A 22,487-nucleotide genomic window follows, 5' to 3' on the forward strand; every position below is an offset into this window, starting at 1 on the left:
CCCCACTCCCCATTACCCCTTATTCCCAGAGGGGGCCCCACCTTCCCCACTCCCTCTGCTTTTTTGGTCATTTGTTAGTCTCATTACTGACTATTGACTGTTGATTATTGTCTTCTGGAGTCAGGGATTCAGATGTAAGTCGTGGATTAAGTGTATAAAGAAGACCAGCAGATGCACCAACTAATAATAAAATATAGGTCAGAACAAGAGGTATGTATGTATTTCTTTTGTTATCTGAATTCTTATGAGCATTATTGGAGTCTTGGGGGACTACATTGCTTATAAGAGCATGTGATAAAGCATTTCCATCCAGCCCTAAAGCATCTCCATAGCGACGGATGAATCCTTGAAGAAAAATAGGCTCAGGCAATTCTTCAAATCGTTCTTCTTCTAAAGCTTGCAAAATACCTGCTCGAATCAGTGTTTGAGAGGCTATTTCTTCTATGGGGATGGATTTTTCTTGTCTTACTTGTCGTAAGTGTGTGGTTATTTCCTTTAGCTGCTCTACTTGAGCTTTGTTTAAGAGCGTCACAGTCTTTTCCTGTATGGGCTAATTCTACTATTCATTGAGAAGACTTCAATGTGCATACGTAAATTTACTGAATATTTGATTTTAGGATAAACTTTTTTGATAATGGCTTAATCCTGCATTTTAAAATGCTAAGGCAGATTCAGGTAAGTATATTTTTTGTTTTAATATATACCTTGACAATTAAAAATTCTGGTATGAGAAATAACAATCTGCGATTTATAATACAAGTATTTTTTCAACGGCTACTTTGGGCTGGGATGATTGCAGCGTTCCCGCTTCTCCTGTCGGAGACGCTACGCGAACGAGTTGCCGCAGGCATCGCTTACGGTGTTGGCAAAGTTACTTACGTCAAAAATCTTGATCAAAATTCTATTACGATATATCGCGATATATCAAAATGTTCTATAGTAGAGAAAGTTGATTTGAGATTCATTTATGTTTAGACACTTTCGGTCACGCTTTGGGGCACCTGCATGGGCAGGAGTTAGCGAAGATGATTTCTTGCTTGTCAGGTCTTGGTTTGGGCATGGCGAGCATCATGGTAGACATCATGGTAGACCTCATGACAAACACTTTGGCAATGAAATGTTTGGTCGTGGTTGGGGAGATGAACATCGGACTCGTCGGGGTGACATCAAGTTCATCCTGCTGGAATTGTTATCCGAGCATCCTAGTCATGGTTACGACCTGATTAAAGAGATGGAAACTCGTTACGGTGGTTTCCGTCGCCTTAGTCCTGGCTCAGTGTATCCAACACTCCAATTGCTGGAGGAAGGTGGTTATCTCAAGAGCGCACAGGAAGGTGGCAAGCGGATTTACACAATTACGGATGAGGGTAGACAATTATTGGCAGAACGTTCCCAACAGGAAACTTCAGACTCTCCTTTGGATACCTTCAAAAGTTTCGTGACAGGTAAGCCCCAAGAGTTTATTAAGTTGCGGAATGCCGCAACAGAATTAGCTGCTGTTGTGATGCAGGTTGCTCGCAGTGGCAATATGGAGCGAATAAATCGGGTGCGTGAGCTTTTAGAGCAAGTTAAACGGGAAATTTACGCGATTCTGGCTGAAAAATAAGTAGAGGCTCGTAGTAAGCACTTTAGTCCTTATTTTCTCAGCACTAAAGTCCTTACTACAAACCCTCATAAACGAATGGCACTAAGAAAAGCCCAAAGGCTTGTGTAACCTCGTTCCCAGTCTCAAGACTGGGAATGTATTCCCAGAGGCTCTGCCTCTGGTCAAGAAACAGGAGGCGGAGCCTCCCAGAGTGGGTTCCCAGCCTCCAGGCTGGGAACCAGTCAGGGTAAGGGCTGTATCATAACTTAGTGCCATTCCCCTCATAAACTAATACTTTGCCTACGCTGTTAATCGGATTAGCGTTCGCTGTCCAGCATCTTCATTTGATCTTCGCCGTAACGAGTGCCTGCGATCGCTGATGCGGGAATTGCTGCTTCGATGCGGGTTAATTCCTCTGGGGATAGGCTCACATCCAGAGCCGCCAAGGATTCGGAAAGTTGGGTGCGTTTGCGTGCGCCGATGACCGGCACAATGTTTCTGCCTTTTGCAAGTACCCAGGCAATAGCCAACTGCGAAGCAAGAACTCCTTTCTCTGCGGCAATTTGCTTTAGTTCTTCGATTAGGCGTTGGTTCTGGGCAAGGTTTTCTTTGCTGAAGCGTGGTAAGTAGGCACGGAAGTCTCCTTGTGTGGCTGGAGTTGATCCACTCAGCAGTCCTCGTGACAAGACACCATAAGCAGTCACGCCAATACCAAATTCTTCCAGTACAGGAAAAATCTCGCTCTCAGGACTACGGCTAATCAGGGAGTACTCGATTTGCAGGTCACTGATGGGGTAGATGGCGTGGGCGCGGCGGATAGTGTCCGCTCCCACCTCCGATAGCCCGATATATCGGATGTAGCCTTGCTCGACTAGCTCGGCGATCGCTCCGATGGTGTCTTCAATGGGAACTTGCGGGTCTAGTCGAGCGGGGCGGTAGATGTCAATGTGGTCTACTCCCAATCGGTTAAGACTATAAGCGACAAAGTTTTTCACCGAAGACGGACGGGCATCTATACCAATCCATCCGCCATCGGGAGTACGTAAAGCACCGAATTTCACAGAAACCAGTGCTTTGTCTCGACGATCCTTGATTGCCCGACCAATTAACATCTCATTATGCCCACTGGCATAGAAATCGCCAGTATCCAATAATGTAATTCCGTGGTCGAGAGCTGCGTGGATAGTTGCAATGCTTTCGTTTTCGTCTGCTGCACCATATATGCCGGACATGCCCATACATCCGATAGCTAGGGGGAAAACAGTTAGACCTGTGGAACCAAGTTGGCGAGGTTGAATTTTATTTTGGGTAGTCATTTTGAATTTTCAGTTGTTTTACAACCCCCTTCGGGGCGAGAGTAGGGAGTAGGGAACAGAAGAGAAAACTAGAGATAGAAAACTTGGTTTTAAACCTCGCCCCATGTTAAGCGAAAAAATTCCTATTTTCCAAGGTAGGTTGAAACCCCGATGCCAATGTAGGGTAAGGGAAATACACTAAATGCTCAAAAATAGCCCAAACCCAGATATATCAATAAACCAAGCAAAACGATGTCAAACTCTCTCTGGATATAGATTTGAGGCTTTTTTCTGGGTGTTTTTTGTCTAAGTCCCAATGCCCAATGCCCAATGCCCAATGCCCTCAAAAATTAGAAGCGATCGCACTTAAATCTGGTTCAATCAGTGAGTTTAGCAATGTCCACAACTGTAAATCAGTAAAATCTGGAATTGCCATAAATGCGCCGACTGACTGCAAAACTTGGGGATCGTGGGTGGAGGCGATGCCAATAGTGCGGATATCTGCGCCCACCGCAGAACGAATACCAGAGGGAGAGTCTTCTAAGGCGATCGCTTCCTCTGGTGTAATCCCCAACTTATTCAGGGCAACTTGATAGGGTGCAGGGTCGGGTTTACCTGCAATACAATCATCCGCTAAAACAATTGTATGGAAAGCTTCTTTTATTCCCAAAACCTCTAGCATAAATTCTGCATTTAATCTAGGGGCATTAGTTACTAATGCACGTTTTAACTGATGTGTCTCTGTCCATTCTAGTAGTTCAGAAAATCCACTCAGCGGTTTGAGATGCGAGGCGAGTTGGCGGAAAAGCGCCTCTTTTTCGTCGGCAAATTTTTGCCCTTCTGCTGCTGATAATTGTGGCAGAATGTCCTTAACAATTTCTGGATTTAGCCCCCCACTAATTCGGGATTTATAAAATGTTTCGTCAATTTCTATGCTGTAATTTAACAGCATTTCCTGCCAAGCTCGGTAGTGTATGGGGTCAGTGTTGACAATAGTGCCGTCTAGGTCAAAGAGAATTGCAGCCAGCATGATTTTTTGGTAAAATGTAAATAATTGTTAACTTAATTTAAATAGTTTACATTTTTTTTGTCCTTAGTAATTGTTCCTTTGTCAATAGAGGGCAAATAGTCGCAAATTAATCTGCTAAATCCTAAAACCTATATTGGATAGGGCATATAAGGGCAGACAGGTAGAGCATCTCAATAGACTGGCGTATAATTGATAACCTTCTATGTAAGCAAATGCTAGCCGCTACAAACTTTTTTCGCGTTGATGATTTACTAGTGCAGATTTACAACTCTGAAGTCGAAATGGCCCAAGATGTTGCCGAAATCGTGCAAAAGCATTTACAGCAAGTTCTCAAGCAACAGGATACAGCCGCTGTATTGTTAGCAACAGGTAACTCCCAACTCAAATTTCTGGATGCTTTGATTGCATTGGGTGGTGTAGATTGGTCACGAATTATTCTGTTCCATCTAGATGAATATTTGGGAATTACTGCTGACCATTCTGCCAGTTTCCGGCGCTATATGCGAGAACGTGTAGAGAAGCGGGTTGCTCCTAAGCAATTTCACTATATAGAAGGTAATACATTGCAACCAGTAGCAGAGTGCGATCGCTACACTAAACTACTGCAAGCACAACCAATTGACTTATGCTGTCTTGGTGTTGGCGAAAATGGACATTTGGCTTTTAACGATCCAGCAGTAGCAAATTTTCAAGATCCTTACAGTGTGAAACTGGTGAAACTGGATACAGTGAACCGTCAGCAACAAGTAAGCACTGGTCATTTTCCGAATCTAGAAACTGTCCCACAATATGCTTTTACTGTCAGCATTGCGACGATTTGTTCGGCTAAAAAAATTATCTGTCTTGCTCCAGAAAAACGTAAAGCGAATGTGGTAAAAGAGATGTTACAAGGAGCTATAAGTACAGACTGTCCGGCTTCTATTCTCCGTCAACAATCCCAAGCAACGTTATTTTTAGACGTAAATTCTGCTAGTTTGCTTTCTTGAACTTATCTCTGAATTCTCAGAGGATGTTTTAAAAGTCTTTGGTGATGTATCAAACATCAAGCTCGTGGAATTCACTATAACTTTTTGTCAACTGTTCCTAAATAAATTTAGGATGTTATTGAAAAGCAACCCTTTACATGATCAGAAAACCCCTTTAGTTGTGCCTTCAGCAATACGTTCAGCAATATAAAGGTCGGATGTAAAACCAGGGACGAAAACTCCATCTTCCCGAATAACGTCCCAGAACCTACAAGGATCTTCGCCGGAACCGCTCAACTTGGCATCTCGAAGATTAACTCTGATGAAACGAGTACAGGTCAAATCGCATATTCTGGTATTAATTCCTCCCAAATCGCAGTCAAAAAACCGAGTACTTTCCAAGTCACAATTCTCGATAAGAGCATCCCTGAAGTTACAGTAGATGAATTCAGCTTTCAAATTGCAATCCCACAACTTAATACTACTCAAGTTGACATAACAAAATTGAGCGCCATGCAGATTGATCCCTTGCAGTTCAACCCCACTCAAGTCAGCGTATTCTAAAAGGATCTGCTGGAAATCTCGTTCCCCAGCAGCATAACGTCTGAGAAATTCTTCTACAGTAACTCTCTCTCTTTCCATACCCAACTCCCACATCAAGTAACACATATTGCCCCATGCCCAATTCAAGCGATCGCACAATCAGTAAGATATAATCCTAGAAAACACATACTGTTAACAGTATCGAATGCTGCCACCAACAGAAAGTGCATCCCCCTCCTACCAGCAATCAAAAAAAACCCCAAGACCTTTTCTTAGTATGCGGACTCCAAAGTTTAGGGCAACATTGTGTTGCAGTCCTAAAAGAGTACGATGTTAAAGTCAGCGCTATTGACGATGTGCAGCCCGAACATTGGGAAGTCCCAGAAGTACCTAGCTTACTAGAAAAGTTAATCATCGGAGACTGCCGCCAGCCAAGTGTTCTAGAGCAGGCAGATATCAGCCAGTGTCGTTCAATACTTTTAGTGACCAGAAATGAGCGGATAAATATAGAAGCTGCCTTTGCAGCACGGCGACTTAATCCGCACGTTCGCCTGATTGTACGTTCTGACAAACAAAATTTCAACAAACTCTTGTGGGAGAATCTCGGCAATTTTGTTGCCTTTGAGCCTACTCATCTCTCAGCTCATGCCTTCGCTCTGACAGCCCTCGGCTCTGAAGCTATTGGATATTTCACCTTAGAAGGGGAACTATTGCAAGTGATAAAGCACCAGGTACAAGCGAAGGATAGCTGGTGTAATGGCAAGCCAGTACATAGACTCAATCTCACAACTCGCCGCATCTTGAGTCACAGACCTGTTTCATCTAACCCACCAAAAGAATTGTTTGGCTGGGACCCAGAAGCAGAAGTGCAGGTAGGAGACACACTAGTTTACATTGATGTTGCATACGATTTGGCTTTCTCTGAGCAACACCGGAAATCTCATCGCCAAAGGTGGCAGTGGCAACAGTTTATCCAAGGCATCACAGCGAAAAATCTCAAGGATAAAATAGCACAATTTTGGCAATCTTACTACCAAAGCCAAAATCAAATCCGGCGAATTGCGACAATCTATGCCATTACTGTATTTATTCTCTGGTTCGTTGGAATAGTTCTTTATCGCTTATATTATCCTCACATCTCCCTCGAAGAAGCTTTCTATGCAACAGGAGTCTTGCTGTTGGGAGGATACGGAGATTTATTTGGCAGCGTTGAGTTTACATCGCAACCACAACCCTCAGACCAGATGCCTTGGTGGTTGCGGTTCTTTAGCCTGGGACTGACATTAACAGGTCAAGCTTTCGTGGGAGTATTATATGCACTGCTGACTGATGCCCTTGTCACTTCCAGATTCCAGTTTTTCAATTCCCGTCCTCCCATGCCACAACGCAACCATGTGGTGATTATTGGCTTAAATCGCTTGGGACAGAGAGTGGCTGCTCTTTTGCAAGAACTCAATCAGCCGTTAGTAGGAATTCATCCTACCACTCTTGACCAAGGGACTTTACCCGATATGCCCCTTATCGTTGGCAATGCTAGCGAAGCACTGACTAAGGTGAATCTCTCCCATGCCAAAAGCATCGTTTTAGTTGGGGACGATAACATGGAAAATCTGGAAATTGGTTTGATGGCTCATGCAATGAACCCCGCCACTAGCTTAATTATCCGCTCTCAAGACCGCCAATTTAGTGATAATGTCGCCCCTTTGTTTCCCTATGCTCAAGTTCTGTGTGGCGCGGCTTTGTCGGCGGAAGTCTTTGCTTGTGCCGCATTCGGAGAAAATGTTCTGAGCTTGTTTCACTTGAGCGAGCAAATAGTCATGGTGACAGAATACAAGATTGAAGATGGCGATACCCTCAATGGGTTGCTCCTATCTGAAATAGCCTATGGCTACAGTGTTGTGCCGATTCTCTACCAGAAATATCAGCGAGACAATTACTCCTTAATGCCCTGGTATGATGTTAAGCTTTATGCTGGCGATCGCTTGATTGTTTTAGCCACAAGCAGTAGTTTGCAGCGAATTGAATGGGGTGAAATGTTGCCTCGCCTTTGGCAGGTGCAGATTGAAAAAGCTCTAACTACAAATGCTATTATGTATGGCGCTGAAGAAATAGTCTTGATTACGGGATGTAGTTCCACTACCGCTAGGCAATGGATGAATAATTTGCCTATAGTGTTGCCAATATCACTTTATAAACATCAAGCTCAACGTCTCGTGCGCGAGTTAACAAAAGTACAAGTTTTGGCAAATGTAATCTTTATTGGGCAACCATCGAATAGCTAAATTAGCTTAAGCCAAGACTTGAAAAATATATTATATAGATAAATAGATAGCGGTTTTCAATTGCATGGAATACAGACCATTGATAGGCAGACAGCAAGGCTGTGCCTCTACAGTGTGTTGTATCCACAGGAGAACCGCTATATTGTGCCCTACGTGTGTGGTCTATTCAATTGAAAACCTCTGTAATAGCCAGAGACTCTTAGGGACTGACAAATAAAAAAACATCCCAAACTTTCTTGTGGGATGGGTGTCCGCATCCCTCCCATTTTCAGGGCGGGCTTTCCTGCCCACCCCACAAGATGGATAATTTATTTCTTGTCAGTCCCTTAAGGAGGTAATGTCTCAAAGCCTCTTCTGGACTAGCTTTGTCCTGAAGTTGACACTCTAGGAGGGCTGTACACCTCCTAGAGTGTGGTGAATATTATCTAGGACGAGAACCTGTTACTTCATTAGGATCGCTATAAGCCCGGACTTTATCACGATTACGAGCCAGACCTGCTAAACCAGCTAGACCAAGCAAACCTAGCCAACCCCAATCGAAACCGCGATCGCTAGTTCTTTGGGAAGTTGCGATGCCTGTATTCCTGTTAGTACCTGTAGAATCAGTGCCTGTAGTTCCACTGCCTGTAGAATCGGTACCTGTAGTTCCAGTGCCTGTAGAATCAGTACCTGTAGTTCCAGTACCTGTAGTTCCACTGCCTGTAGAATCAGTACCTGTAGTTCCAGTGCCTGTAGAATCAGTACCTGTAGTTCCACCGCCTGTAGTTCCACTGCCTGTACCACTTGTAGTTCCAGTACCTGTACCGCTACCTGTAGTTCCAGTGCCTGTAGTGCCAGTGCCTGTACCACTACCTGTTGTACCACTACCTGTAGTGCCAGTGCCTGTACCACTACCTGTAGTGCCAGTACCTGTACCACTACCTGTAGTGCCAGTACCTGTACCAGTACCTGTAGTTCCAGTACCTGTAGTTCCAGTGCCTGTAGTGCCAGTACCTATACCGCTACCTGTAGTTCCAGTGCCTGTAGTTCCAGTGCCTGTACCATTACCTGTAGTTCCAGTACCTGTACCGCTACCTGTACCTGTACCTGTACCTGTACCTGAACCTGAACTAGTGCCACCACTGGAGCCTCCGCTGCCGGAACCTCCGCTTTGGGCAGAAACAGAAGGAGGTAATGACAGAGAAGTGAAACTGATGGCAAAGAGAGTAGCCAAAACAGCTTTAGATAAATCAATAGGCTTCATGGTTATGGTTCCTTTTATGTTCTAGATTTGTGTGGGTGATTGATTTTCAAAATCGATATTGTCTACTCAATCCACTGCTAAATTAGGTAAATTTTGACAAGGCAGATTCAGGAGTCTTTCAGCTACTTTCTTTTGGAAAAATTGAAAGCATTTAAAGCTGCCACAACAACTGACTATTTGTCAGAGTCAAACTAATTCATGATTAGGAACCCACGACCAAAGTCGCTTGTTGACAACAAACAAGGAATAATAATATTTATTTATCATAAAAAATTACATCCACTTGTCTCCTAATTTTTAATTACTGATTAATGCTGAATTATCTTGTAACTCTTCTTAAGAATAGCTGCTAGTTTTTTGCCGGACTTCTACCATAAGAGTAAAACAACTTATATCGCAGGAATTAATTTGGCATTAAAGTTAGTCTATAAGCCTGAGGGTAATGAGACACTTAGATGCGTTAACTAAGTAGGCAAGAATTAATCAAACTATGTTACGCAATCAATAATAATGTAGAATTAATTAAATGGGAGCGTAATCAGGGGTAAAACCATCTCTAGGAGACGTGACGCGTAGCTTGCTTCCCTAAAGGGATACACTACAAACCTTTAATTATTCACACCCACCTATTTAATAAGTACAAGGATCGCTAAGTGAAACAGGATTATTACCTCAATAAATATAATTACTTTATTGACATTAGGTTTTAATTATTTCCATATAAATAAGCTAGAAATTGGAAGCAGCCAGATGCTGCCAGAGGTTCATACTCTATTCAGAATTCCCTACAATCATATTTCATCTGAGAACTTATAACATCATACTCCAGGTGTGTCTTACTTCAGACTTAAGGAATATTTTTATTGTCAGTTAGTTTATTATCTCATTTCACTTAATGACTGATACAAATTCTTTCCCTGTGCTTCTCTGCTGGCTATTTGTAACAACATTAAACTAAAATGGTATTCCCAAGGATATATTCAGAATATACAGGCGTTTAGTTCTCATCCATTTGGTAGATCATGAAACTTCTTTGACCAGATAACCATCTTCCAGATGAATTATACGATCTGCAATATCTAAAATTATTTTGTCGTGAGTGACCATTAAGATGAACCTATCCCACTAATAATATCTGTGATACAAAGCTTAAGCTTATTGAGAACTGAAAACGGAAAATCAAGGTTTTCAAGCACATTTTAAGAAAAGAGTAGGGATTTTTAGAATAGTGGGATAGGTTCATAGCACAATTCTGTTCTTTAGCTAGTTTCTGCATCAGGGTGACAACATCTCGGACTGTCTTACTGTCTAAAGCAGCTGTAGATTCACCAGCTAAAATCAATTTCAGATGACTTACTAAAGCACGAGCAATGGCTACCCGTTCTTTTTGTTCTCCTGAGAGATCAGATGGGTAATAATTAACTATATTCTCCAATTTAAGGTTATTGAGCATAGCTTCTAATTTGGTGCGGGCTTCCCATTCAGGAATATTTTTATGTAATTCAAGCGACATTTGGACATTCTGTCGAGCTGTTAATAAATCTAACAAGTTGTGAGCTTTAAAAATATAGCCAATATGGCGACCTACTTTAACTAATTATTCGTTACTAGCTCCAGAAAGCTCTTGAACTAAAAATTTAATACTTCCCTCTTGGACAGACCGTAAGCCACCAAATTAATGCGTTACGTCAAACAATGGTAATCACTATTGGAGTTGAAAATGAGTATCTTCCTCCAACAGAGAAAATCACACCTTGTACAGATAAAAACACATAGAATGATTCTCAATCAACTAATTCTCAATAGTAAAATCCCAAGTTAGTGGGTGCTTGTAGAGTAATTTGTGAAAGCTTTATCCACCCGTTTTTTTAACGGGTATGAATGAAATTATACTGATTTTCATCAAGCTGAATCTAAATTCACTGCATAAATTTTTATTTACTATCCAAAATTATTGACATTAGATATTTTCTTACTTATGATTATCAATCAGTTCTGATTTCATTTACTTACCGAAAATCTCTGTAAGTAAATTCAATATTATTCTCACTATACTGTATGAAATTACGCTGGTTTTTACTTAGCTTAATGACTATTTTGTTGCTATCCTCTCCTGCAAGAGCAACTCGATTAGAATCCTGGCATTTTGACCCCATTCAGAATCAGCTTGACCTAACCACTGACTCAGGTATTCAACCTAGAGTTTTTTTAATTGATAACCCCAAAAGGCTTGTCATTGACTTATCGGGAACTATTTTGGGCTACCCTACAACCAAACAAAGTTTTGGCTCAACAATTCGAGAAATTCGGGTAGCACAGCTTGACCCCCAGACAACCCGACTCGTAATTGAATTAGCACCCGGTTACACTGTCTCTCCCCAAAGTGTAATAGTCAGAAGAGATTCTAACTCTCATTGGGTCGTAAAACTATCATCAATTGAAAAAATGCCTGCGACGGGAATTGTAGAATGGGGAATAGGGGTTAGGGAACAATCCTCCCAAACACCAATTTCCATTACCCCTAATCTCCTGCAAAAGCGCCAAGTTCTCTTATTCCAAAGTAAAGCGCCTTTACAAGATATTGCAACTATTAATCAGCTGAGTCCACCAGATATACTCACTAAACCAATCAATGCTTCTATGTTTGCTGGAGTAGTTCCTTTAGGTGAGGAAATACTACAACTAAAATCTCAAATTAATGCATTGATGGCTCGCTATAGTTTCCTCAAGCCGGGTATGTTTTTTGTGGATTTAGAGACGGGTAACTATTTGGATATTAGTGGCGACAAAGTATTTCCCGCCGCGAGTACGATTAAGTTCCCAATTCTGATTGCTTTATTTGAGAAAATAGACGCTGGCAAAGTCAAACTAAATGATACCCTGGTAATGCGGCGAGACTTGGTTGCAAGTGGCTCTGGAGACTTGCAGTATCAACGTGTGGGAACCAAGTTGACTGTGCTGCAAACCATAAATAAAATGATTAGTATCAGCGACAATACCGCCACAAACATGATTATTGACCGTTTGGGTGGTAAGGCAAAATTAAATCAGCGGTTTGGCAGTTGGGGATTGAAAAATACTGTAATTCGTAATTTACTGGGAGATTTCAAGGGAACTAATACGACCAGTCCCGCCGACTTAGTAAAATTGTCAGCATTGATTCAGTATCATAAGTTAATTTCAGATGCGAGTCGTTCCCAGGCTTTAGATATTTTAAATCATTGCCATAACAGAAAGTTGCTGGCAGCTGGTTTGGGTTCGGGAGCGGTAATTGCTCATAAAACAGGGGATATTGGGTTTGTTATTGGGGATGCAGGTATTATTGAGATGCCCAATGGCAAGCGTTACTTAGCAGGGATTTTTGTGAGAAGACCTTACAATGACACCAGAGGTAGGGATTTTGTTCGTCAAGTTTCCCAGTTGGTATATACATACTTAGACCAACCCAAATTAACTCAGTTACCCTAAAGAACCTCGATTAAACAAAATACAAAACAGAAGTTTTGTAGCCTCCACAAAAATACGTTAGGAACGTAAGACACCTGACGAAATTAAATCTATAATGTCCGCAAAGTCGCTCCAGCATCCACAGACGAACCAGATATTGAACTAACAGTCATCGACAAGCTATTGAAAGCAAGTAGTAAATATTACAATTTTTTGGAGCCAGGATAATCGCATAACTTCATTTGGGGGGACAGAGTGAGACAGCACTACGTTCGCGCAGGTCTCCGATCGCAAAAGATAAGTACTTTCACTAATGCGCGGTTGCAAAAAGCAGCATAAGATTATCGATTTGTACTTTTTATGCCCCCCTACCGGATTGAAGTTTTTAGAGAATACATGGTCTACTGAGAAACTAAACCCTTAAATAATCTGGTTCCAAAGGACACTTCTTAAATATGAACACAGTAGCGTTCACGGGTATTTCGTCCTGTGGCTGGCTGTACTGGATAATACAGCCGCACTTAGCTATGCATATTCCAGATGGCTTCTTGAACTTACCCGTTATCCTGATCACCTGGATAATTGCCATCGGTCTAATTGCACTAGCTATTAGGCGATCGCAGGCAGAATACCAAGAACGAGCTGTACCTTTAATGGGAGTTTGTGCAGCATTTATCTTTGCAGCACAAATGATTAATTTTCCGATTCCTGGCGGCACTTCTGGACACCTTTTGGGTGGAACGCTAGCAGGAGCTTTATTAGGGCCGTGGGCTGGGTCACTAGTGATGGTAACAGTGTTCATTGTGCAGGGTGTTCTGTTTCAGGATGGTGGACTGACAGTGTTAGGAGCTAACATCTTTAACATGGGATTAATCGGTACATTTGGCGGTTACTATCTCTATCGCACAGTTAGATTTGCTACAGGGCGCGATACCTTGCGAGGAATGGTAATTGGCGCTGCGATCGCAGCCTGGACAAGCGTGGTGGTTGCTTCAGTTGTGTGTGCTTTGGAACTTGCTTTGTCGGGGACGATCCCTCTAGCGGTGGCTTTAACAGCGATGGCTTCTTGGCACGTCCTAATTGGCATTGGTGAGGCGCTGATTACTGTAGCAGCACTCAGTTTTATTTGGCGGACTCGACCAGACTTATTTTACGATCCGCCTCGTCAGCCAAAATCATCTGTCTCTCCTCCTCTCTCCCGGAATTAAAAAGCATTTATGGAATCAGGAGTGAACCCTTATGAGTAGCAACCTCTCGCACTCGCGCAACCGTGCTGTTGTCATCGCTGGCTTAGGTATTGCTCTGCTGATTGCAATTTTCCTTTCGCCACTGGCTAGCAAAAATCCCGATGGACTAGATAGAGTCTCAAAAGACCTGAAGTTTGACAGCAAAGAACTAGAACAGAAACCTGCTCAGAAATTACCTTTTTATAGCATTTTTGATCAGTATGCTCTCAGAGGTGTACCATCCGCGATCGCCACACCATTGGCTGGTCTAGTGGGAACATTAGTAACTTTTGGTTTAGCTTGGGGTATTGGCAAATTAGTTGTGCGTGGTTCTACTTCACCTTCCACGGAGGATGATGCTTATTCCGACTCAGATGCGCCAGATTAAATACAGATAGGAACTTAACATCATGCTGCTGCACATTGGGGCATTTGTGCTGGATGTCGATAGTAAACAGACTACTCTCTGGCACAAACTGGCTCCCCGTACCCGGATACTCTGTACATTGTTATTCGTGTTTGCCATTGTGCTAACGCCAGATGGGCATTGGTGGACTTGGGCTATTTATGGATTAGCTCTTTTGAGTCTATTATTACTGAGTCGAATCACCCTATTAGTACTACTAAAACGATTGGCAGTTGAGCTAACATTTATTGGTGTCGTTCTCCTGGGTACTTTGTTTCGGGGTGGCGGCGAGGTGTTATGGTCTTGGGGGCCATTACAGATTACGACAGTCGGGCTAACTATCTTGGGTAGTGTGACACTTAAGGCATTGCTATCGCTGTTGATACTGAACTTACTGACTTTAACAACTTCGGTAACGGCACTGCTTCACGCCCTGCTGGAACTGAGAACTCCACCACTATTAGTAGCAATTCTGGCATCTATGTATCGTTACATTAGCGTATTAATTGGCGAGTTTAACGCTATGCGTCGAGCAGCCGAGTCCCGAAACCTAATGACTAACAACCGCTCTATCCGTTTAATTTTTGGCAATATGATTGGAGCGCTGTTTATCCGCACTTATGACCGGGGAAATCTGGTTTATCAGGCGATGCTATCACGGGGTTATCAAGGAGTACCACCGATGATGGAAAAAGTTTCGTCAGGGGGACGATCTGACGTTGTGGCTTTGAGTTTAACTATAATTTTGGCGCTGTTGGGTCAGGCTATTTACTGGCGGAAATAACATTTTTTCACGTTGTCTCAATGCATCATAATCCAATATCAATTCAAAATCTTAGCTATACTTACCCTGACACAACTCAAGCTTTGAGGGAGATTAATTTGTCTATCAAAGCAACTGAGCGAGTGGCATTAATCGGAGCCAATGGTTCAGGAAAATCTACGTTACTGTTACATCTCAATGGAATTCTCATGCCTCAGTCGGGACAGGTGATGATTGGAGAATGTCCTTTAACTGTTGAGAATTTGCGAAACATTCGGAATTTTGTCGGGTTGGTATTCCAGAATCCAGATAATCAGTTGTTCATGCCAACAGTTTGGGAAGATGTTGCTTTTGGCCCGATGAATCTGGGTTTGCAAGGTGAGGAATTAATACAGCGAGTTCTGCAAGCGATGGCAGCAGTTGATATTGATCCTCAATGGTATGGGCAACGCTATATCGGTAATTTATCTGGAGGTGAAAAGAAACGGATTGCGATCGCCGGTGTCTTAGCAATGAACCCACAGATATTAGTGTTGGATGAACCCTCGGCTCAATTAGATCCCCGTTCTCGTCGTCAATTCATTGATCTGCTGCAAAGCTTACCTCTGACGCAACTGATTGCAACCCATGATTTAGATTTAGCTTTAGATTTGTGCGATCGCACAGTTGTTCTCAGTCAAGGTCAGGTTGTATATGATGGCGAAACTGAGAAGGTAATGAGCAACCCAGAGTTTTTGCTTGGGCACGCTTTAGAGTCACCACTAAGCTATAGTCGCCCCTACTGTCAGCTGGAACATGCACCTGTCAGCCCATCTCGATACAGGGAATTTGTTTGAGCTAGTCCGTTGGGCGGGTTTCCCGACTTGAAGGAACTGGCGTGGACTAAGGGGGATCTTTAAGGACTATGCATTTTAACCGAACCGTATTGGGGCTGAACCTACAAAGATAGCAATTAGCGATCGCGGTAATCTTACGGTTTGAATAACTAAGTGATCATAAGAACCATCAAAGGCTATAAAAGATGTCAAAATCTTACCTAGAGGTATTTCTGCTGCACCTAGCGTCACACTGTACACCAAGCAAATTAGCAGCATACATAGTCCCAAAACCAGACCAAATAAGGCTGACATTTGTGGCTTTTTCAATTCTCTAGGTGAGACTGTGGTTGCTTTTATCATGATCCTTGCCGTCACTTGAAAATATTACGCTCTGCTGGTTAGTCGTTTTTTCAATGGGCACTCTCAATATTTAACAGCTTTTTAATCATTGAAGTTGATAATATTTCTTAATAAATATATAGATTACATGATCATGTAGCCTTTTCCCCATTTTTTAAACGGAATAAGGGATGCCCTTACCGTTTTGATATAATTTCTCAACAAAATGGTATTGTTAGATCGACTAAATCTGCTTTGTCAAAGTCACTTGCGTGCTAAGAGGGGACTGGGTACTAGGGACTGGGAGCTAGGGGGAGAAGGAGGACATAAAGGACAAAGGGGAATTATAGCGCTTCTGGGTTGAGTGCAATACAGACCTAACAAGAACAGCCCCTTCCCTACTAGCGTTGGGGAGTAAGATTTCAAAGCCTCTCTCCTTTTAGGAGAGAGGTTTGGAGAGAGGTCAAAGTGTATTGCATCCAAAGGAGAACCGCTATATTTAATCCCTTCTCAATGCCCAATGCCCAATGCCCAATGCCCAATAGCAGTTTCAGTCACCAGGCGTTACATGTGTACATGGTGGTGTTAATGAGGATTGATAGTTTACTCAGAGCTTACAAAAAAAAATCAAAACGCGTTTTACCCTTAATACTCAGTTTGATAATGGTTTTGTTTGTAGGCAGCCGCACTATAGCTGTACCAACAAAATCCACAGAGATATTATGGGATACCTATGGTGTGCCGCACATCTACGGAAAAGATGACCAGAGTGCATTTTATGCCTTTGGTTGGGCACAAATGCAAAGTCATGGAGATTTGCTTTTGCGTCTCTATGGTCAAGCACGGGGACGCGCGGCCGAATATTGGGGAGAGAAATACCTGGATTCAGATCGTTGGGTACAGACTGTGGGAGTACCAGAACGCGCTCGTTCTTGGTACAAAGCACAGAGTCCAACTTTTCGTAGTTATCTCGATGCTTTTGCGACTGGGATCAATGCTTATGCAAAACAAAATCCTAACTTGATTGATGATCAAGTTGAGGTGGTGCTACCAGTCAAGGCAGAAGATGTCATGGCTCACTTACATCGGGTACTCAATTTCACCTTTGTGGTCAATCCAGAGGAAGTATTAGACCTGAGCAAAGAAAAGTTGCAAGCAGGATCTAATGGTTGGGCGATCGCACCAACTCATTCTACCGGTGGGAACGCTATGTTGCTAGCAAACCCACACCTACCTTGGTCAGATTTATTTTTGTGGTATGAAGCCCAAATCACCGCACCAGGAATTGATGCCTATGGGGCAACACTTGTAGGTATTCCCGTATTAGCGATCGCATTTAACAACAACTTAGGTTGGACTCACACCGTTGACACCTATGATGGTTGGGATGTTTATGAACTCACACTGGTAGGTAATGGTTATCGCTTTGATGACAAAGTTCATAACTTCGTTTCCAAAACCCTCTCCTTGAAGGTGAAGCAAAAAGATGGCTCGTTGCAAGAGCAACCATTAGTAGTGAAAAGTTCTGTTCACGGGCCTGTAATCGTCGAGAAAAAAGGTAAAACCCTGGCGCTGAGAGTTGCAGGTCTTGACCGACCAGGTGTACTCCAGCAGTGGTGGGATATGGCACGAGCAAAAAACCTTGCCCAGTTTGAAAAGACACTCCAGCGCTTGCAATTGCCAATGTTTACGGTGATGTATGCGGATAGAGAAGGGCATATTATGCACCTATTCAACGGTCAAGTTCCGGTGCGCTCCTTTGGTGATTTTAAATATTGGCAAGGCATAATCCCAGGAAATACATCTAAAACCTTGTGGACAAAAATTCATCCTTACCAAGATTTACCGCGTATAGTTGACCCGAAGAGTGGCTGGTTGCAAAATACAAATGACCCACCTTGGACAACTACATTTCCAGCCGCCATTAAAGCAGATAATTACCCGCCTTACATGGCACCTCGTCTCATGAGTTTCCGCTCCCAACGTTCTGCAAGGATGTTGGCTGAAGATAAAAAAATCTCTTTCGATAAAATGGTTGCAGACAAGTACTCTAGCCGCATGGAACTGGCTGATCGGATTTTGGATGATTTAATTCCGGCTGCACGCAAGTACGGTCAGGACTTAGGGCAGCAAGCAGCTAATGTCTTAGAAACCTGGGATCGGCAAGCCAATGCAGATAGTCGCGGGGCGGTATTATTTGCCTTTTGGGTACAACAGATGCACTTAGATAAGATGTTTAGTAAACCCTGGAATGAAAATTCTCCACGCACCACACCCGATGGTTTAGCTAATCCTGAAAGTGCAGTTGCAACTCTGCAAGCAGTAGCAGCACAGGTAGAAAAGACTTATGGGGCGCTTGATGTACCGTGGGGCAAGGTTTTTCGGCTACGGTTGGGTGATCTGGATTTATCTGCCAATGGTGGGGATGGCAAGCTGGGAATTTTTCGTGTACTCGATTTTGCCCCAGGAGGAAAGGATCAGTTCAAAGCCGTTGGAGGTGATTCCTATGTTGCTGCGATTGAATTTTCTAACCCAGTACGGGCAATGGCAATAACTAGCTACGGCAATGCAACTCAACCCGGATCACCCCACATTAGTGACCAGTTACAGATGTTCGCCAACAAAAAGTTGCGTCCTGTGTGGCGTGATCGCTCAGATATTCTTGCCCATCTAGAAGAACATAAAGTATTCTGAGGTGAATAGTCTGTTTCTAACACTGGATATTGATGAAACTAGTGGTTCAGATGGACTCTCTCACTTGCCAAAAGCAGCAAGACGGTATCTTGAACAATATAGTCCGTGAGTGGTTGCGTTCTTTGAAAAAATGCACCTTTAGGTGCTTCTCTACGAGACGCACCTAAAGGTGCATTCATGAGCCAGCGCGAATAAAGGCTTTTGCGTCGCTCTTTACTGGTGTCCCCATGCCTTCTCCCAAGGGGAGAAGGACGGAATACGGCGCTGTGTGCCTGTTTCTCATGGGCTTTCTGCTCTAATAGTTGTAAATTTAACAAGATAGTTGATAGATGCTTCTAAAGGCGGAGAGCAAAAGCTAAGTCTGCAAATACTCTGAAAGGTAACAAATCAATAGTTAAGCTGACTTTTCACGTGATCTGGAAAAGCCGACGAAAAACCTAACCCCCTAACCCCCCTCCCGACGCTCTCAGGGGGAAAATTCAAAGTCTCCCTCCTTTTAGGAGAGAGAAATAGAAGTGAGGTTTTCCAGATACCGTGAAAAGTCAGAATAGTTAAGGAGGCAGAAGCCAGGAGGCAGGAGGAATCCCCATAAATAAATTTATGGGATTTAATCAGGACACCGTATTTCTTGCGCGGCGCGTCTCGAAATACATATTTTTTTGTTTTTCATAAATAAATTTACTTGCTCTAAACCCTGTGGCAAAGGGCAAAAAATATATTTTCTTCCTCCTGCCTCCTGCCCTGTGCCTTTCTTCGGTAAGTAAATGAGGCAGCCCAAAGAACCCCTTAGAAAAGGTTGTTAAACGGATACAAAGCGGGTACTGTTCCAAAAGTCTTGCTTCAGTTCTGAAATTATCTGTTATGAGCTAGGTCTAGCTATCGTCGTCAACACATCTGAAACAATATCAATTGACTGAATCTTGAGAAGGAGAATGGTGATGTTAGATATTGATGAAATGGGACAAACAGAAATACAAGGCTTCCTACACCAAGTAGGATACGGTCATCTTGGCTGCGTACACGAAGGCAAACCCTACGTGATGCCAATGTATTATTATCTGGAAGATTCGGACATCTACCTGTTTACAACGGTCGGCATGAAGACTCATGACATAGATGCGAATCCAGAAATCTGCCTACAGGTTGAAGAAATTCACGATCCGCTTCATTGGCGCAGCGTGATTGTTAATGGTCGAGCCGAGCGCCTCACAGAGCAGCAAGACATCGATCATGCTATGCACTTTATCAAAGAGCGCAATCCAGTACTTTCTCCTGCTATCAATCGAACTTGGATCGACTCATCGGGACGTGCAGAGGTAATTGCCATCTACCGTATCCATCCAGGCGAGATCAGCGGACGCACGACTGATGGAGTTAGCAGTCGGTAAGAACCGAGATACCGCAACCGTTGAGATTGTTGACGGAAACACGATTCTCCTACAGAGAGGCTTCTGTACGAGAGGCTTTGCCAACGCCAACACCAACGACATTGCAGACTAACGGCAAAAACTTAAAGAAGTCGGAAGTCGGAAGTCGGAAGTAAAGTTTTGTAATGGGGATTTAACCCCAACACAAAACTTGCCGCTTGATAGAAGCTCAAGCAACTTAAACCCACGGAATTTAGTTAAAAGATTTTGAGAATCCGAAATAATGCAGGTTTCCAGCTTCATCTTTTGCTTGCAGTAGTGAAAAAAGACAAGTATTTATACTTCCTTAAACAGCCTCTTAGGAGATTTAAGATGAACAGCCTCTTCTTTTTACCTATTACTTTAGTGTTAGGAATTTTGCTGGGAAATGTCTACTTTCGTGGCTTGTGGATGACGGTGCAGAAATTACCTACAGCCCAAAACCCAATTCTATTAACGTTAGGTAGCTTTTTTGGACGGCTAGCGATCGCAATTACAGTATTTGCTTTAGTGCTAGCAATCGCTCAAGAGTCAGCAGTTTGGCATCTGCTCGTTTGCTTAGGCGCGTTCATTTGGGTACGCAATCACACCATTGAAAAGTTGCAGCAGAAATGGTCAAGGAGACTCAATGCACATTAGTCCAGATGAAATCGTGTTTTGGCAGCGGGGATTTGTGTCGATCAATGCCACTTTGGTCTTTACATGGATGATCATGCTATTGTTGGGCATCGGTGCTTGGTTGGTGACGCGCAAACTCTCGACTGACACGCAGCTATCCCACTGGCAAAATCTGCTGGAAGTCTTAGTTGTGAATTTACGCGATCAAATTCAGCAAACTAGTGGACAAAATCCCGATCGCTATTTGCCCTTTATCGGCACCCTGTTTGTTTTTATTGCCACCTCCAATCTATTAGCGATCGTTCCTGGTTATGACCCGCCCACGGCTTCACTATCCACCACTGCCGCCCTAGCGATATGTGTATTTTTTGCTGTTCCCGTTTTTGGTATCCGTCAGCAAGGAATCTGGAAATATCTCCACCATTACCTAGAACCGACCCCTATTCTATTTCCCTTTTATATAATTAGCGAACTCTCACGGACTTTAGCTTTAGCAGTGCGTTTGTTTGGGAATGTGATGAGTGACGGGATGATTGCGGCGATTTTAATCTCGATCGCGCCATTCTTCTTTCCAGCCATTATGCAGGCTTTAGGCTTGTTGACGGGCTTAATTCAGGCATATATTTTTGCAATTTTAGCAGTTGTTTATATTGGCTCTACGAGTAACGAAGACTATGGCTCAAAATGAATCGCTATCATTTTTACTGGGGATTATTGGCCCTGTGTCAATCTTAACGGCGGGTCTGACTATGGCGATCGGCTCCATCGCCCCAGCCCTCGGTGAAGGTAAAACCGTTGCCCAGGCACTTAGTTCCATCGCCCAACAACCCGACGAAGCAAATACAATTACCCGCACCTTATTTGTGGGATTAGCATTTATCGAATCCATCGCAATTTATTGCTTTGTGATCGCGCTAATTCTGCTGTTTGCCAATCCATTTTGGAACTATGTGATCGGTGCGATCGCCAAAGCAGGAGGCTGATCAAGTGGAGATTAACTGGTTTACCTTCTTGGCGCAAATCCTCAACTTTTTTGTGTTGATCTTTGGGCTGCAACGCTTGCTATATAAACCGATTACGCAGGCAATGGCACGCCGCGAGAAGACAATTAGTGATCGCTTGTCGTCAGCATCTCAACAAAAAGAAGAAGCTGAACAGGAGGTTAAGCATTATCAGGAAATGCAACAGAAATTCACAGACCAAAAGACACAATTGCTCACTCAAACAAAATCAGAAGTGGAGCAAACACGCCAAGGTTTGTTGAAAGAAATGCATGAGTCAGTGGCAACAGAGCGATCGCAATGGCAAACCAGTCTGCAACGCCAAAAAGACTCTTTTTTACGCGAGGTGGGCGATCGCACGATGCAGCAATTACAGGCAACCGTGCGGCGGGTGTTGACAGACTTGGCAGAGTCAGAACTAGAAACGCAGATTGCCAGGGTGTTTTTGCAGAAGTTGCGCGATCTCACTGAGCCAGAGCGGGCCGAACTGGTGACGACTTTAACAGCTTCGACAAAAGATAGCATTCCGTTGACGTTGGTTAGTACGTTCACCCTACCGCCGGATATTTGTGCAGCGATCGCTACGGTTTTGCAAGACTACTTTAAGGCGGTGGGTTCAGGCAAAATCGAATCGAGTTATGAAATTGCAGGCAAAATCGAACCGACCTATGAAATTGAATCTAGTCTGATTTGTGGGATCGAACTGCGCGGCACAGGCTATAAACTGGCGTGGAGTATGGATACTTACTTAGATACAATCACCGAAAGCTTGGTTACGGTTTTTGCAGAAGAAGCTGGAACAAATCAAAAGTCAGAGGAAGCATGA

General features: G+C 43.2%; 21 protein-coding genes and 4 pseudogenes. 16 read left to right on the forward strand and 9 right to left on the reverse strand.

Annotated features, from left to right (window positions below; genetic code table 11):
• Positions 1–67: 67 nt before the first annotated feature.
• A complete protein-coding gene (locus tag HWQ41_RS12835) occupies positions 68–532 on the reverse strand; it encodes a helix-turn-helix domain-containing protein (RefSeq protein ID WP_292763254.1) in 465 nt (154 codons plus the stop codon).
• A 194-nt stretch (positions 533–726) separates the two neighbouring features.
• On the opposite strand from HWQ41_RS12835, the gene HWQ41_RS12840 reads away from it, so the two are divergent.
• Positions 727–975: a hypothetical protein gene (locus HWQ41_RS12840; RefSeq protein WP_292763255.1), complete on the forward strand. Its 249-nt coding sequence runs from the start codon at positions 727–729 to the stop codon at positions 973–975.
• Positions 968–1,606: a PadR family transcriptional regulator gene (locus HWQ41_RS12845; protein WP_292763256.1), complete on the forward strand. Its 639-nt coding sequence runs from the start codon at positions 968–970 to the stop codon at positions 1,604–1,606. The genes HWQ41_RS12840 and HWQ41_RS12845 overlap by 8 nt, the downstream gene beginning before the upstream one ends.
• 296 nt (positions 1,607–1,902) lie before the next feature.
• Here HWQ41_RS12845 and HWQ41_RS12850 read toward each other — a convergent pair whose 3' ends face one another.
• Both HWQ41_RS12850 and HWQ41_RS12855 read right to left on the reverse strand, forming a co-directional pair.
• A complete protein-coding gene (locus HWQ41_RS12850; RefSeq protein WP_292763258.1) occupies positions 1,903–2,901 on the reverse strand; it encodes an aldo/keto reductase in 999 nt (332 codons plus the stop codon).
• A 322-nt stretch (positions 2,902–3,223) separates the two neighbouring features.
• Positions 3,224–3,910 carry an HAD-IA family hydrolase gene (locus tag HWQ41_RS12855; RefSeq protein ID WP_292763260.1) on the reverse strand — a complete coding sequence of 229 codons (687 nt, stop codon included), beginning with the start codon at positions 3,908–3,910 and terminating at the stop codon, positions 3,224–3,226.
• A 212-nt stretch (positions 3,911–4,122) separates the two neighbouring features.
• Here HWQ41_RS12855 and HWQ41_RS12860 point away from each other — a divergent pair, with 212 nt between their 5' ends.
• Positions 4,123–4,896 carry a glucosamine-6-phosphate deaminase gene (locus HWQ41_RS12860; protein ID WP_292763262.1) on the forward strand — a complete coding sequence of 258 codons (774 nt, stop codon included), beginning with the start codon at positions 4,123–4,125 and terminating at the stop codon, positions 4,894–4,896.
• Positions 4,897–5,037: 141 nt separating this feature from the next.
• On the opposite strand, the gene HWQ41_RS12865 is transcribed toward HWQ41_RS12860, so the two are convergent.
• Positions 5,038–5,517, reverse strand: coding sequence for a pentapeptide repeat-containing protein (locus tag HWQ41_RS12865; RefSeq protein WP_292763264.1), 480 nt, complete (start codon positions 5,515–5,517; stop codon positions 5,038–5,040).
• A 125-nt stretch (positions 5,518–5,642) separates the two neighbouring features.
• Between HWQ41_RS12865 and HWQ41_RS12870 the strand changes: the two genes are divergently transcribed.
• Complete coding sequence (locus tag HWQ41_RS12870; RefSeq protein ID WP_292763265.1) at positions 5,643–7,700, forward strand: TrkA family potassium uptake protein; 2,058 nt, start codon at positions 5,643–5,645, stop codon at positions 7,698–7,700.
• Positions 7,701–8,121: 421 nt separating this feature from the next.
• Here HWQ41_RS12870 and HWQ41_RS12875 read toward each other — a convergent pair.
• The 3 pseudogenes from HWQ41_RS12875 to HWQ41_RS12885 form a co-directional block, all read right to left on the reverse strand.
• Positions 8,122–8,250: pseudogene (locus tag HWQ41_RS12875) on the reverse strand (WGxxGxxG family protein); the annotation flags it as partial.
• Positions 8,251–9,963: 1,713 nt separating this feature from the next.
• A pseudogene (locus HWQ41_RS12880) lies at positions 9,964–10,056 on the reverse strand (ABC transporter ATP-binding protein); the annotation flags it as partial.
• Between the two features lie 127 nt (positions 10,057–10,183).
• Positions 10,184–10,615, reverse strand: a pseudogene (locus HWQ41_RS12885) (ATP-binding cassette domain-containing protein); the annotation flags it as partial.
• Between the two features lie 416 nt (positions 10,616–11,031).
• Between HWQ41_RS12885 and HWQ41_RS12890 the strand changes: the two are divergent.
• From HWQ41_RS12890 to HWQ41_RS12910, 5 genes are all read left to right on the forward strand, one after another.
• Complete coding sequence (locus tag HWQ41_RS12890) at positions 11,032–12,411, forward strand: serine hydrolase (protein WP_366931661.1); 1,380 nt, start codon at positions 11,032–11,034, stop codon at positions 12,409–12,411.
• A gap of 434 nt (positions 12,412–12,845) precedes the next feature.
• Positions 12,846–13,598, forward strand: coding sequence for a cobalt transporter CbiM (cbiM, locus tag HWQ41_RS12895; protein WP_292763268.1), 753 nt, complete (start codon positions 12,846–12,848; stop codon positions 13,596–13,598).
• 31 nt (positions 13,599–13,629) lie between these two features.
• Positions 13,630–14,004 (forward strand): PDGLE domain-containing protein, encoded by a 375-nt coding sequence (locus HWQ41_RS12900; protein WP_292763270.1) that lies wholly within the window; start codon positions 13,630–13,632, stop codon positions 14,002–14,004.
• 22 nt (positions 14,005–14,026) lie between these two features.
• Positions 14,027–14,806, forward strand: a complete 780-nt coding sequence (gene cbiQ / locus HWQ41_RS12905; RefSeq protein ID WP_292763271.1) for a cobalt ECF transporter T component CbiQ — start codon at positions 14,027–14,029, stop codon at positions 14,804–14,806.
• 20 nt (positions 14,807–14,826) lie between these two features.
• The gene (locus HWQ41_RS12910) at positions 14,827–15,621 is read left to right on the forward strand and encodes an energy-coupling factor ABC transporter ATP-binding protein (RefSeq protein WP_292763272.1); all 795 of its coding nucleotides are present in this window, start codon (positions 14,827–14,829) and stop codon (positions 15,619–15,621) included.
• Between the two features lie 93 nt (positions 15,622–15,714).
• Here HWQ41_RS12910 and HWQ41_RS12915 read toward each other — a convergent pair.
• Positions 15,715–15,963 (reverse strand): annotated as a pseudogene (locus HWQ41_RS12915) (iron chelate uptake ABC transporter family permease subunit); the annotation flags it as partial.
• A gap of 567 nt (positions 15,964–16,530) precedes the next feature.
• Between HWQ41_RS12915 and HWQ41_RS12920 the strand changes: the two are divergent.
• Positions 16,531–18,636, forward strand: a complete 2,106-nt coding sequence (locus HWQ41_RS12920) for an acylase (protein ID WP_292763298.1) — start codon at positions 16,531–16,533, stop codon at positions 18,634–18,636.
• A gap of 38 nt (positions 18,637–18,674) precedes the next feature.
• Here HWQ41_RS12920 and HWQ41_RS12925 read toward each other — a convergent pair whose 3' ends face one another.
• Complete coding sequence (locus HWQ41_RS12925) at positions 18,675–18,953, reverse strand: hypothetical protein (protein ID WP_292763274.1); 279 nt, start codon at positions 18,951–18,953, stop codon at positions 18,675–18,677.
• A 621-nt stretch (positions 18,954–19,574) separates the two neighbouring features.
• On the opposite strand from HWQ41_RS12925, the gene HWQ41_RS12930 reads away from it, so the two are divergent.
• From HWQ41_RS12930 to HWQ41_RS12955, 6 genes are all read left to right on the forward strand, one after another.
• A complete protein-coding gene (locus HWQ41_RS12930) occupies positions 19,575–20,024 on the forward strand; it encodes a pyridoxamine 5'-phosphate oxidase family protein (RefSeq protein WP_292763276.1) in 450 nt (149 codons plus the stop codon).
• Positions 20,005–20,136 (forward strand): hypothetical protein, encoded by a 132-nt coding sequence (locus tag HWQ41_RS12935; protein WP_292763278.1) that lies wholly within the window; start codon positions 20,005–20,007, stop codon positions 20,134–20,136. The genes HWQ41_RS12930 and HWQ41_RS12935 overlap by 20 nt, the downstream gene beginning before the upstream one ends.
• A 239-nt stretch (positions 20,137–20,375) precedes the next feature.
• On the forward strand, positions 20,376–20,681 hold the full coding sequence (locus tag HWQ41_RS12940; protein ID WP_292763279.1) for an ATP synthase subunit I: 306 nt from the start codon (positions 20,376–20,378) through the stop codon (positions 20,679–20,681).
• A complete protein-coding gene (locus tag HWQ41_RS12945; protein ID WP_292763281.1) occupies positions 20,671–21,348 on the forward strand; it encodes a F0F1 ATP synthase subunit A in 678 nt (225 codons plus the stop codon). Before HWQ41_RS12940 ends, HWQ41_RS12945 begins: the two co-directional genes overlap by 11 nt.
• Positions 21,335–21,643: a F0F1 ATP synthase subunit C gene (locus HWQ41_RS12950; RefSeq protein ID WP_292763282.1), complete on the forward strand. Its 309-nt coding sequence runs from the start codon at positions 21,335–21,337 to the stop codon at positions 21,641–21,643. The genes HWQ41_RS12945 and HWQ41_RS12950 overlap by 14 nt, the downstream gene beginning before the upstream one ends.
• A 4-nt stretch (positions 21,644–21,647) precedes the next feature.
• Entirely contained in the window at positions 21,648–22,487 is an 840-nt protein-coding gene (locus tag HWQ41_RS12955; RefSeq protein ID WP_292763283.1) for a hypothetical protein, read from the forward strand.

The organism is Nostoc sp. NOS(2021) (assembly GCF_017115025.1).
In the GTDB taxonomy this organism is placed as follows: Bacteria; Cyanobacteriota; Cyanobacteriia; order Cyanobacteriales; family Nostocaceae; genus Nostoc.

Coding starts and splice junctions, on each gene's coding strand:
- HWQ41_RS12840 (WP_292763255.1), top strand. CDS start 727: ATGAGAAATAACAATCTGCGATTTATAATACAAGTATTTTTTCAACGG.
- HWQ41_RS12845 (WP_292763256.1), top strand. CDS start 968: ATGTTTAGACACTTTCGGTCACGCTTTGGGGCACCTGCATGGGCAGGA.
- HWQ41_RS12850 (WP_292763258.1), bottom strand. CDS start 2,901: ATGACTACCCAAAATAAAATTCAACCTCGCCAACTTGGTTCCACAGGT.
- HWQ41_RS12855 (WP_292763260.1), bottom strand. CDS start 3,910: ATGCTGGCTGCAATTCTCTTTGACCTAGACGGCACTATTGTCAACACT.
- HWQ41_RS12860 (WP_292763262.1), top strand. CDS start 4,123: ATGCTAGCCGCTACAAACTTTTTTCGCGTTGATGATTTACTAGTGCAG.
- HWQ41_RS12865 (WP_292763264.1), bottom strand. CDS start 5,517: ATGGAAAGAGAGAGAGTTACTGTAGAAGAATTTCTCAGACGTTATGCT.
- HWQ41_RS12890 (WP_366931661.1), top strand. CDS start 11,032: ATGACTATTTTGTTGCTATCCTCTCCTGCAAGAGCAACTCGATTAGAA.
- cbiM (WP_292763268.1), top strand. CDS start 12,846: ATGAACACAGTAGCGTTCACGGGTATTTCGTCCTGTGGCTGGCTGTAC.
- HWQ41_RS12900 (WP_292763270.1), top strand. CDS start 13,630: ATGAGTAGCAACCTCTCGCACTCGCGCAACCGTGCTGTTGTCATCGCT.
- cbiQ (WP_292763271.1), top strand. CDS start 14,027: ATGCTGCTGCACATTGGGGCATTTGTGCTGGATGTCGATAGTAAACAG.
- HWQ41_RS12910 (WP_292763272.1), top strand. CDS start 14,827: ATGCATCATAATCCAATATCAATTCAAAATCTTAGCTATACTTACCCT.
- HWQ41_RS12920 (WP_292763298.1), top strand. CDS start 16,531: ATGAGGATTGATAGTTTACTCAGAGCTTACAAAAAAAAATCAAAACGC.
- HWQ41_RS12930 (WP_292763276.1), top strand. CDS start 19,575: ATGTTAGATATTGATGAAATGGGACAAACAGAAATACAAGGCTTCCTA.
- HWQ41_RS12935 (WP_292763278.1), top strand. CDS start 20,005: ATGGAGTTAGCAGTCGGTAAGAACCGAGATACCGCAACCGTTGAGATT.
- HWQ41_RS12940 (WP_292763279.1), top strand. CDS start 20,376: ATGAACAGCCTCTTCTTTTTACCTATTACTTTAGTGTTAGGAATTTTG.
- HWQ41_RS12945 (WP_292763281.1), top strand. CDS start 20,671: ATGCACATTAGTCCAGATGAAATCGTGTTTTGGCAGCGGGGATTTGTG.
- HWQ41_RS12950 (WP_292763282.1), top strand. CDS start 21,335: ATGGCTCAAAATGAATCGCTATCATTTTTACTGGGGATTATTGGCCCT.